Below are 10,353 nucleotides of genomic sequence, written 5' to 3'. Positions count from 1 at the left end.
GTGATGACACCGGAGAACATCGCGCCGGCGAGTAGGCCGGCGACGAAGATGGGTAGTTTGTCTCGCCAGACCGACGAGCTCAGCAGATCGGCTGAGTTCAGGCTTCAAACGGAGCCGGACAGGGAGAAGGCGGAGATCATCCCCAGCAGTACCCAGGCTGCCGGGGCGAGCGTGCCGCTCCAGATCTGGTGCGCCGCGAGCACGAGTGCTGCGCTGATCACCAGACCTGTCGCGACCCGCGTCGCGGGAAACCTGACGATCAAGGATTCGACCAGGAGCAGATGTAGAAGGTGCTTGCGCCACAGGTGGCGACAACCCCGTCAGCACAGCGGTACGGAGTGCCGCTGTGGGTCCAACGCCAGGCGTTTCTCTTGGCATAGGTACCGCCACCGCACTCCTTGACGGCGTAGGAGTTCCAGCAGGTGCCGGAACCTCTCAAGAACCAACCGTCGCTTCCGCAGTAGCTCCTCGAATAGGTACCTCCGACGCACACCTTGGTGTTGTTGTTGTAACCGGGCCAGCCGGCGAAGTTGGCGCAGCCCTGGTGCTCGTTGCCCACCACCGCGCTGGCGATGTTTCCCTTGCTGGGCGGCAGGGCCGAGAGGATGTTGATCGCGAGTGCGCCGCCGAGTGCACCGGCAGACTTGAACATGGTCCGCCGCGACGGCTTCATCTTGCCGAGTGAGCTGCTCGCCTGACGGACGGCGGGACCAAGGTCTGGTCCGTCGTCGTCAGCCGACGGAACGGCCGCCCAGTACCGGGCGGCGTCAGTGATCGTCATGCGTCAACCTCCATTGCGACAGGGTTCGAAGTCTTCGAGTCGATTTCGAGCAGGGTGTCGAGGTCTTCGTCGGAACCGACCACGCGGCGCCATTCCTCGGTGCCGTCCGGTGCGTACCTGACCAGCGACGGCATCGCGCCGACGCCGAGCGCACCGAGCAGTTCGGCATCCACGATCGGGGTGATCCCGGCGTCGGAGATCCAGTCGGAGCAGCCAGTCGCGCAGAGCACCACCAGATGGCCGGCCGCGGTGGCCCCGGCGCCCGCGTTGAGGTGGCGAGTGCGGTCGCGGCACTTGTCGCAGTGCTCTGACACCACCAGGACGAAGGTCGGCAGTCCGTCGTCCGACCGGAACCTGGCATTGGACCTGATGACGGTCGGCGCCGGCGCACCGGATTGTGCCCGCACCAGAGCGGCCTGCAGTTCGCGAACCGTCTTTAGCAGGGCGGAGAAGGCGAAGAAGAGCAGTGCGGTGCCCAGGAAGGAAAGGACCGCCAGTGAATTGATCGCGCTCTGCACGTCAGTTACTCAGCGAGCAGGTCAGGGAGCCGGCGACGGAGATGAACTTGGGGTCGTCCGGCTGATAGGTGATGACCGAGGTCGCTGTAGTGTCGTTGACCACGTAGGCCGTCCGGGTCAGCAGCGTGCCCTGGTCGTCCCGGTCGTCGAGGCGCCACATCGAACCACCGCGAACCTGCTTGCCCTGCGAACGGGGAAGGGTCTCGGCGGCTTCGGCGATCGGCCTGATCTGCACTGAGCACAGTTGGTCGATGACATTGGTCGCCAGCAACCTCCCGTGCTCGAGCCCTGAGCCGGCCAGCGGCAGCAGGGTCAGGCCTTCCACGGCGTCGTCGATCGCGAACTTGGACAGCATGTCCATGAAGACCTCGAGCGGAACCCCGACGCCGCCGACATAGCTGGAGATCTCGTTGTGCGGGCCGACCCAGACCATGGTGGTGCCGGCGTGCTCCGGATCCTCCATGGACACGATGCGACCTCCGTTCCACGAGGCCTCGCGGATTTTCAGCCGCTGCCAGTCGCCGAGTTCCTTGCTGATCAGCTCGGCCGACCCGGCGGGCGTGATGTTGAACCGCTGGGCGCCGCCCTGTCCGAACAGCCAGGCGATGTAGGCCCAGCGGCCGTTGAAAGGCAACGGGTTTCCCTCGACGGACAGAGTCTGACCGTTGGGCGCGCGTACCTTCATTTCTGCTACCTCACTCTTTCGATGGCAGGGCGGATTACGCCGACGGAGCAGGTGGATCGGGAGGTCAACGGCCTCTCTGTTGGTGGAAGAAAGCAACAAGTACAGGGAGTGTGTCGTTTGTAACCTGCAGTGTCCAGAATCCAGCTGAGTCTGCTTCTCGGCTTGCTCCGAAGTAGTTAATTTGCCCGCATTTGGGGGCGTCGGCCTCGTCACCCGGCCATTCCGGAAACGATGGCGGTGGACGTTCTGCCCAGGAACCTCGCCGCGACTCGGTAGGCTTTCGGGGTGAGTCTTGCTGTGCGGGTGATTCCCTGTCTGGATGTCGATGCCGGCCGGGTGGTGAAGGGTGTCAACTTCGTGGACGTGCGGGACGCGGGGGACCCGGTCGAAATGGCGCAGCTGTACGACGCCGAGGGCGCGGACGAGCTGACGTTCCTCGACATCACCGCGTCCTCGGGGTCGCGGGAGACGACGTACGAGGTGGTCGGACGGACGGCCGAGCAGGTGTTCATCCCGCTCACGGTCGGTGGTGGAGTGCGCGAAGCGGCCGATGTGGACCGCCTGCTCCGGGCCGGGGCGGACAAGGTGGGCATCAACACCGGCGCGATCGCCCGGCCGGCTGTGATCCAGGAAATCGCACACCGGTTCGGTAACCAGGTGCTCGTGCTGTCGCTCGACGTCCGCCGCTCCGCGGACCAGCCGAGCGGGTTCGAGGTGACGACGCACGGTGGTCGCCGCTCCGCCGGGCTGGACGCGATCGAGTGGGCGCGTCAGGGCGCCGAGCTCGGGGCGGGGGAGATCCTGCTCAACTCGATGGATGCCGACGGCACCAAACAGGGCTTCGACCTGGAACTGATCCGCGCGGTCCGCGCGGTGGTCGACATCCCGCTGATCGCCAGTGGGGGAGCGGGGAAGCCCGAACACTTCCCGCCCGCGGTCGAGGCGGGCGCGGACGCAGTACTGGCTGCGAGCGTTTTCCACTTCGGGGAGTTCCGGATCGCCGATGTGAAGACGGCGCTGCGTGATGCCGGCGTCGTGGTCCGGTGAGCGAGGTGATGGCGCAGCGACCGGAGCACACCACCCGGCTGATCGCTGACGTCGAGCAGGAGCTCTCGATCCTGCTACGCCGGGCCCGCTCGGCGCAGATGCTGCTCGCCCGCCGCGTGCACCCGGAGATCGACGCGGCCGGCTACGCGCTGATCTCCCAGATCGAGCTCGGTACTGCGAGCGGTGGTGCCGGGGTCCGCGCCTCGGACGTGTCGCTCGCCCTCGGCCTGGACAAGTCCACGGTGAGTCGCGGCATCACCCAGCTGGAGCGGCTCGGCCTGATCGAGCGGATCGGTGATCCCGACGACGGCCGGGCCCGGCTGCTCCGCCTGACCGCCACCGGCGCGGACCGCTACAACGCCATGCGGGCCCAGCGTCAAGCAAGCTTCCGGGCGATTCTGGATCGCTGGGACACCAAGGAGCTGACCGATCTCGGTCGCCTGCTGGGCCGCCTCAATGCCGACCTGAGCTGGCCCGACTCCAGCCAGTAACGACCGCCCGACGATCTGCTCACATGGTTGCAGAAACCAACTATTAACTATATGGTTGGGTTATGCAACTAGCCCAGCAAACCTCTGTCCCGGGGGTCGAACGGGACCTGCCCGTCCAGGAACTGATCGAAGGCGTCAGTGCGCTGATCAGGGCCGTGCGTGGCATCGAACACCGGCAGCTCTGGCCGAACTCCGGCCTGCGCCGGGCCGATGCCAGTGTGCTCAAGGTGCTCGCCAAGGACGGCGAGCAGCGCAGCGGTGACCTTGCCGCCAAGCTGCACGTCGACCCCTCCGTGGTGAGTCGCCAGGTCAGCGCGCTCGAGTCCGACGGCCTGGTGAGCCGTCGGCCCGATCCCGCTGATGCCCGCGTCTGCCTGGTCGCGCTCAGCCCGACCGGCCGGGAGCGGCTGGAGGCGCTCTTCGCCGGCTACACCCGTCGGCTCCGGGCCGACCTGGACTGGGATGACGAGCAGATGGCCGCGGCCGCGGAGGTACTGCGCCGCGTCGCGGATGCCGTCGGCCAGGCCAACCGGCGCGAGCAGTCGAGCACCACCTAGAACGCAGCCCCTCCAGCGCCACCCTGCCTGTGAGGCCGCGCCGCCCAACGCAACTTCGAACTGGAGACCGATGACTGTCACCGAGACCCGGCTGCAGCCGCCTGCCGCACCGGAACTCACCCACCGCGAAATCCTCGAGATGCTGATCGGCCTGCTGGCCGCGCTGTTCACGGCGATGCTCAGTGCCACCATCGTCAGCAATGCCCTGCCGACGATCATCGCCGACCTGGAAGGCAGCCAGACGCAGTACACCTGGGTGCTGACCGCAAGCCTGCTGGCCACCACGGTGTCGACCCCGATCTGGGGCAAGCTGTCCGACCTGGTGAGCAAGAAGCTGCTCGTCCAGGTCGCGATCACCATCTTCGTGATCGGCTCGGCTCTGGCCGGCGCCGCCCACAACGTTCCCTTCCTGATCGGCGCCAGGGTCCTGCAGGGCCTCGCGATGGGCGGCCTGATGGCGCTGGCCCAGGCGATCATCGGGGCTGCGATCCCGCCCCGCGACCGTGGCCGCTACGCCGGCTACATGGGCGCCGTGATGGCGGTCGCCACCGTGAGCGGCCCGTTGATCGGCGGTGTCATCGTCGACACCTCGTGGCTCGGCTGGCGCTGGTGCTTCTACGTCTGCGTCCCGCTGGCCGTGGTCAGCCTGGTGATGCTGCAGCGCTACCTGCGCCTCCCGCTGGTCAAGCGCAAGGTGCGAATGGACTACCTCGGCGCGATCCTGATCAGCGCCGCTGCCAGCCTCCCGCTGCTCTGGGTCACCTTCGCCGGTCAGAACTTCGACTGGATCTCCTGGGAATCGGCGCTGTTCGTCGGCGGCACGGTCCTCCTCGGGATTCTCGCCGTGATGGTCGAGAGTCGCGCGGCGGAGCCGCTGGTTCCGCTGAAGGTCGTCCGCGAACGCACCACCGCGCTGGCGATCGTGGCCAGCCTCGCTGTCGGCGTCGCGATGTACGGCAGTGCGCTGTTCCTCGGCCAGTACTTCCAGATCGCCCGCGGCTACAGCGCGACCGAGGCCGGGCTACTCACCATCCCGATGATGCTCGGCTCGTTCCTGGGGTCGGTCGGCGCCGGGCAGATGATCAGCCGGTTCGGCAAGTGGAAGCGGTACCTGGTCGCCGGCGGCATCCTGATGGTGGTCGGCCTCGGCATACTCGGCACGATCGACCACACCAGCCAGTACTGGTACGTCGGCACCGGGATGCTGGCGATGGGCCTGGGCATGGGGATGATGATGCAGAACCTGGTCCTCGCCGTACAGAACACCGTGGATGTCAGCGAGATCGGCGCGTCCAGTGCGTCGGTGACGTTCTTCCGGAGCCTGGGCGGTGCCGTAGGGGTGGCAGTCCTGGGCGCCATTCTCGCTAGCCGGGTCAAGGATCTGCTGATCCAAGGGGTGCTCGCAGGCCCCGGCGGAGCCGAAGCGGCGGGCAAGCTGCAGGACGGTGGCGGCACCAGCTTGCTGGACGTCAATCACCTGCCGCCGCAGCTCGCCGAACTGGTTCGCCAGTCCTACGGCGACGCGACCGGCCGGGTCTTCCTGATCGCGGCGGCCTGCGCCCTGGTCAGCCTTGTCGTGGTCTTCTTCATCAAGGAGGTCCCGCTGCGCCGCACGGTCGCCAAGCTCGACGAGCCGGTCGAACTCGACTGAGTCACAGCCGGCCGGGTTCAGACCCGGCCGGCTCCGGCAGCAGTCCGGCGGGTGGTTCCAGGCCTTCGAGATCACGGGTGCGCAGGATGGGCGACCCGACCAGCCACAGTACTGCGAAGCAACCGCCCACAGCCGAGACCAGCAGGGTCTCCCGTACTCCGATCCATGTCCCGAGCAGGCCGCCAACCACCGCACCCAGCGGCCGGATCCCGTAGTTGATGCTGCTGAAGGCACCCACCACCCGGCTCCGCATGTGTTCATGGGTGACGGCGGCCTGCAGGGAGTTCAGCGGGACGTCGAAGCACATCACCGCGAACGCGGCAACGAACCACGCGGCCCCTAAGGCGGTCGCGCGGGCCCAGGCCGGCCCCGAGGCGAGTGCGGCGATAGCGGTGGCCGCGGGGAACACCACAGCGCTCACCGCGATCAGCCGCCCCGCACCCAGTACACGCGCCAGCGGTCTGGCAGCCAGCGCGCCGATCAGGCCGCCGGAGGCACCGATGCCGAAAGCGATACCGATCACGCCTGCTGACAGCTCCAGATCCCGGCTGGCGAACAGCACCAGCAGCGCGAGGGCCATCAGGTTGAAGAAGTTCACCGTGGTCGCGCAGCCCAGGCTGCTGCGCAGGTACGGGTGCCGCAGCAGATACCGCATCCCTACTCGAGCCCTTCGCAACAGGGACTCCTGCGCCTCGTCCGGTGGGCCTGGTTCCGTTTTGAGCCGGCTCACCTGGATGGCTGAGAAGGCGAAGGACAGGGCGTCCACCACGATCGCCACCGGCGCCGTCAGCCACTGCACCAGCAGACCACCAGCCGCGGGACCGGCCATGAAGGAGATCGACCTCGTCGACGAGAGCTTGCTGTTCGCCTCCAGGTACTGGTCTCGCGACACCAGCCGCACGAAGAACGACGCATAGGCCGTGTTGAACACGACGTGGGCGGTGCCGGCCAGGATCGCGATCAGGTAGAGCTGCGTCAGCGTCAGCAGGTCGAGCCAGTACGCCGCCGGCAGGGTCAGCAACACGATCGTCCTGGTCAGGTCGGCCGCGATCATCAACGGCCGTTTGTCGCGGCGCTGGTCCACCCAGGTGCCGATGAACAGCGCGGCGAGGTTCGGCAGCCACACCGCCGCCGTCAGGAAGCCGACCTGACTCGGCGAGGCGTCGAGCAAGGTCACCGCGATCAACGGCAGGGCGAGTTCGCTGATCCGGTCACCGCACTCCGAGACGGCCTGCGCCGACCAGAAGGTCCGGAAACTTCGGTCGCGCCACAGACTGGGGGCAGGCAGGGTTTTCATCGGGCGGCGGTCCTCACGGGTCAGTTAATTGCTTCGGGCAAGGAAAAACGGAGGATCCGGACCGACCGGGCGTCCGGCGGCGCGCCGTCGTCGCCGCGCCGCACATACGGCGCGAACAGATCCTGTACTGCGTTCTCCAGCGCCTCGGCTTCTTCCTGGGTCACCACCAGCCGGGTGTTCGCCGAACCGGCCAGGCGGCTCCACTCCGGGTCGAGCCCGGGTTCCACCTGCGCGAGCCAGTGCTGTGCCGACTCGAGCGCCTGGTTCATCATCTCGGCCCGCAGCAGCCGGCCTGCCTCGGCGCCTTCGGGGGTTGCGGGCATGTCGAACCGGAACCCCCGGGCCGCCGCTTTCCACCAGCGCTGACGCTTGTCCGCGGTGCCGTCCGGCGCTGGCCCGTCGCTGACCAGCCCGAACGACGCGAGGTGGCGCAGATGCCAGCTGGTCACCGACGGCGAGGCGCCGACGTGCTCCGACAACTGGGTCGCGGTGGCGGGGCCGTTCTTCTGCAGATAGCTGAGCGCGGCCAGCCGGACGGGGTGGGCCAGCGCCCGCATCGCCTGCGGGTCGGTGACCTCGAAGTCGCCGTACGGATTTCTGAGAGACATGTTTCGAGAGTAACCTCTCACATCTCTTTTCGCACTATTCTCGGGGAAGTGGTGGAACCGGATGGGGTGGCTGCGCGTGGTAGCGGTGTGAGGTATCTCGAGGCGGATCCACAGGCGGAGGTCGCGGCGCTCTACGCGCGGACCTGGCCGCGGCTGGTCGGCGTACTGGTGTCGATCGGCGGTTCCCGCGCGGAGGCCGAAGAGGTCGCCCAGGACGCCTACCTCAAGCTGCTGAGCCAGTGGGACAGCATTCGCCGGTACGACGATCCGGAAGCCTGGGTGCGGGCGCTCGCAGTACGGACTCTGGTGAGCAGGTTGCGGCGGCGGCAGGTCGCCGCGAAGTTGCTGAGCAGGACCGGGGAGGTGCGAGAGCCAGGTGGGGAAGCCTTGGATGTGGCGGAGGTGCTGGCCAGGATTCCTCCCGGCCAGCGAGCTGTCGTGGTGCTGCATCACGTGATGGATCTACCGATGGAGCAACTCGCCGACGAGCTCGAACTACCGCCCAGCACAGTGAAGTCACGCCTCACCCGCGCCCACCAGAGGATGACTCTGTCTGAGTTGAGGATTGATCAGTTGGTCCAGTACGTCGACCAGCAGACTCCCGCGCAGGCGCCGGCCTTTGGTGGTGTTGAGCAGGTGGTGCGTCGGCGGAAGCGGCGGCGCAATTTGGTGGTGGTCGCAGTCGTGGTGCTCGTCGTGGCGGCCGGCGGCATCGCCACCGCGAATCTGCGTGGTGCCGGGGAGTTGGCGGCTCCCGATACGGCGAGCCCGACGGCAGGCCCTTCGACCGAGCCGAGCGTGGGGCGGGTGGATGAGGGGCCGCCACCTGGTCAGTTCAAGTTCGGCGAGACGATGCTGGTGCTCGAAGGGGAGATCCCAGTGACGGCCGTGCGACCGGCGACGGGCACCTTCCTGACGGTCGAGGTGGCCCGGGAGGCCGCGGCAGGGGAGGCCTGCCTGCCGCACGCCGTGGCCAGGATCGTCTCGCAGGGCACGACCAGGATCCGGATCGCCGTCTACCGCTACGTGGTGGGCCCGAACCAGATCGGCGCAATGCCGGAATGCCTGCGGCCCGACGCGCACCCCTTGCGAATCCAGCTGGACCTGGGCACCCCGCTGGGCGATCGCCAGGTCATCGCCGGCAGCACAGGCAACCGCGTCGTCCTCAACTGAGGGAATGCCGCTTACGTCCGAAGAACTGGCGAGACGTCCCTCCAGTTCTTCGGACGTAAGCGGGTGTAGCTGGTGGCCGATGTGTCAGCAGGCCTTGTCCCATTCGTCGCAGTTGGCGGTTGCGGTGGTTGTGCTGCGGGTGGTGTCGGGATGGATGGCCGCGACCGGGGCCTGGTCGGTCCAGGAGGCGAGCGTGATGCCGACGGCGTCCTCGACCGGGCGCGGGGTGTCCAGGTAGTTGTTGCTGATCATCGAGAACACCAGCAGGCGGCCGTCCTTGGTGGTGACGTAGCCCGACAGTGCGGTGACGCCGGTGAGCGAACCGGTCTTGCCGTGCAGGTTGTTCATCGCCGGCGTGTTCCGCATCCGGCTCCGCAACGTCCCGCCGACGAACCGGTCCGCGTTGCCCGCGATCGGCAAGGCCTGGTACCACTGCTGGAACCAAGGCTCCTGCCGTACGCCGATCAGCAGGTCGGTGACGCTCTTCGCCGTCACGTTCACCTTGCGGGACAGTCCGGAACCGTCGTTCAGCCTGATCGTGCTGGTGTCCACGCCGACGCTCTTCGCGTAGTCCGTCACGATGTCGAGGCCGGCCGGCCAGGTACCGCTCGCGGAGGCCACCGCGCCCATCGCCTTCACCAGCGTCTCGGCGTGCATGTTGTTCGAGAGCTTCATGAACGGGGTCAACAGTTCGCCGACCGTCATCGACTCGTCGCGGGCCAGTTGGCGGGCCTTGTCGACCGGCGTGGCGGCGGTCTTGATCCGGCCGTCCACCTTGACGCCCTGAGCGGCCAGGGCTCGCTTGAACACGTCGGCCGCGTAGAGCTGCGGCTCCCAGACCGTGACCCACTCGGTCCCGACGGTCGAGCCGAGGGGGACCGAGCCGGTGGCCCGGACGACGTTGGTGCCGTGATCCCGCTCGATGGTCAGGGTGTTCGCGGAGCCGGCCGGGCCGGTCGTCGCGGTGTTCACCAGTTTGAGGACGCCGTTGGCCGGTACCTGGGTGAGTTTGACCGGTGCTCCGGCGGCGGAACCAGGCAGGCTCTGGACGATCGCCGTACCGGAGTCGTAGTCGGTGTCAGGGGCCAGGGTTAGGGCGGAGATCTGGGCGGAGTAGTAGTACGGCTCGTCGTCCGCGGACCAGGTGTCGCCGAGGCGGTCGCTGTCGAAGTACGTGTCGTCCGCGATCAGGTCGCCCTTGATCCTGCGGATGCCGGATCCGGCGACCTGCTTGGCCAGGCCGATGTAGTCGGCCTCCAGCGCGGTCGGGTCGCCGTATCCCTTCAGGTAAAGGTCTCCGTCGAGCTTGCCGCCGCGGACGGGCGCGGTGGCCAGGACGTCGGTGTGGAAGCGGAAGTCGGGGCCGAGGGTGTCCATCGCGGCGGTCGAGGAGAAGAACTTCGTGTTCGAGGCCGGCACGTACCGGTTCGATCCGTTGCGGTCGTACAAGGTCTCCCCGGTGGTCGCGTCACGCACGACCAGGCCGACCTGCGAACCCTGGTACCGCGGATCCGTGAGCAACGTGTCCAGTTGCTGCTGCAACCC

The 10,353-nt window shown here is 67.6% G+C and carries 12 protein-coding genes; 5 read left to right on the top strand and 7 right to left on the bottom strand.

Translation table 11 applies throughout. The annotated features are described in order from the left end of the window. Nucleotides 1-104: 104 nt before the first annotated feature. Genes VFG33_RS36250 through VFG33_RS36235 form a run of 4 tightly spaced genes read right to left on the bottom strand, consistent with a single transcriptional unit; the run spans nucleotide 105 to nucleotide 1,984 of the window. Nucleotides 105-263, bottom strand: coding sequence for a hypothetical protein (locus VFG33_RS36250; RefSeq protein WP_325057552.1), 159 nt, complete (start codon nucleotides 261-263; stop codon nucleotides 105-107). Further along, complete coding sequence (locus VFG33_RS36245; protein ID WP_325057551.1) at nucleotides 260-781, bottom strand: hypothetical protein; 522 nt, start codon at nucleotides 779-781, stop codon at nucleotides 260-262. The genes VFG33_RS36250 and VFG33_RS36245 overlap by 4 nt, the downstream gene beginning before the upstream one ends. Next, complete coding sequence (locus VFG33_RS36240) at nucleotides 778-1,299, bottom strand: hypothetical protein (RefSeq protein WP_325057550.1); 522 nt, start codon at nucleotides 1,297-1,299, stop codon at nucleotides 778-780. The genes VFG33_RS36245 and VFG33_RS36240 overlap by 4 nt, the downstream gene beginning before the upstream one ends. Before the next feature lies 1 nt (nucleotide 1,300). After that, a complete protein-coding gene (locus tag VFG33_RS36235; protein WP_325057549.1) occupies nucleotides 1,301-1,984 on the bottom strand; it encodes a hypothetical protein in 684 nt (227 codons plus the stop codon). Nucleotides 1,985-2,269: 285 nt separating this feature from the next. On the opposite strand from VFG33_RS36235, the gene hisF reads away from it, so the two are divergent. The 4 genes from hisF to VFG33_RS36215 all read left to right on the top strand — a co-directional run bounded on the left by hisF (nucleotide 2,270) and on the right by VFG33_RS36215 (nucleotide 5,730). Continuing rightward, nucleotides 2,270-3,031, top strand: a complete 762-nt coding sequence (hisF, locus tag VFG33_RS36230) for an imidazole glycerol phosphate synthase subunit HisF (protein ID WP_325057548.1) — start codon at nucleotides 2,270-2,272, stop codon at nucleotides 3,029-3,031. Between the two features lie 8 nt (nucleotides 3,032-3,039). Continuing rightward, entirely contained in the window at nucleotides 3,040-3,522 is a 483-nt protein-coding gene (locus VFG33_RS36225) for a MarR family winged helix-turn-helix transcriptional regulator (RefSeq protein ID WP_325057547.1), read from the top strand. A 62-nt stretch (nucleotides 3,523-3,584) separates the two neighbouring features. Beyond that, complete coding sequence (locus tag VFG33_RS36220) at nucleotides 3,585-4,079, top strand: MarR family winged helix-turn-helix transcriptional regulator (RefSeq protein ID WP_325057546.1); 495 nt, start codon at nucleotides 3,585-3,587, stop codon at nucleotides 4,077-4,079. A 70-nt stretch (nucleotides 4,080-4,149) separates the two neighbouring features. Next, entirely contained in the window at nucleotides 4,150-5,730 is a 1,581-nt protein-coding gene (locus tag VFG33_RS36215; protein ID WP_325057545.1) for an MDR family MFS transporter, read from the top strand. Nucleotide 5,731: 1 nt separating this feature from the next. Here VFG33_RS36215 and VFG33_RS36210 read toward each other — a convergent pair whose 3' ends face one another. Both VFG33_RS36210 and VFG33_RS36205 read right to left on the bottom strand, forming a co-directional pair. Then, complete coding sequence (locus VFG33_RS36210; RefSeq protein WP_325057544.1) at nucleotides 5,732-7,027, bottom strand: MFS transporter; 1,296 nt, start codon at nucleotides 7,025-7,027, stop codon at nucleotides 5,732-5,734. 20 nt (nucleotides 7,028-7,047) lie between these two features. Further along, nucleotides 7,048-7,635 carry an ArsR/SmtB family transcription factor gene (locus tag VFG33_RS36205; RefSeq protein WP_325057543.1) on the bottom strand — a complete coding sequence of 196 codons (588 nt, stop codon included), beginning with the start codon at nucleotides 7,633-7,635 and terminating at the stop codon, nucleotides 7,048-7,050. Between the two features lie 87 nt (nucleotides 7,636-7,722). Here VFG33_RS36205 and VFG33_RS36200 point away from each other — a divergent pair, with 87 nt between their 5' ends. Beyond that, nucleotides 7,723-8,808, top strand: coding sequence for an RNA polymerase sigma factor (locus VFG33_RS36200; RefSeq protein ID WP_325057542.1), 1,086 nt, complete (start codon nucleotides 7,723-7,725; stop codon nucleotides 8,806-8,808). A gap of 84 nt (nucleotides 8,809-8,892) precedes the next feature. On the opposite strand, the gene dacB is transcribed toward VFG33_RS36200, so the two are convergent. Next, nucleotides 8,893-10,353, bottom strand: a 1,461-nt coding sequence (gene dacB / locus VFG33_RS36195; RefSeq protein ID WP_325057541.1) for a D-alanyl-D-alanine carboxypeptidase/D-alanyl-D-alanine endopeptidase, incomplete at its 5' end; no start/stop codon positions are given.

It is taken from the genome of Kribbella sp. (assembly GCF_035687465.1).
In the GTDB taxonomy this organism is placed as follows: Bacteria; Actinomycetota; Actinomycetes; order Propionibacteriales; family Kribbellaceae; genus Kribbella.
The sequence above is the reverse complement of the archived record's forward strand: the minus strand, read 5'-3'. Positions and strand labels throughout refer to the sequence as shown.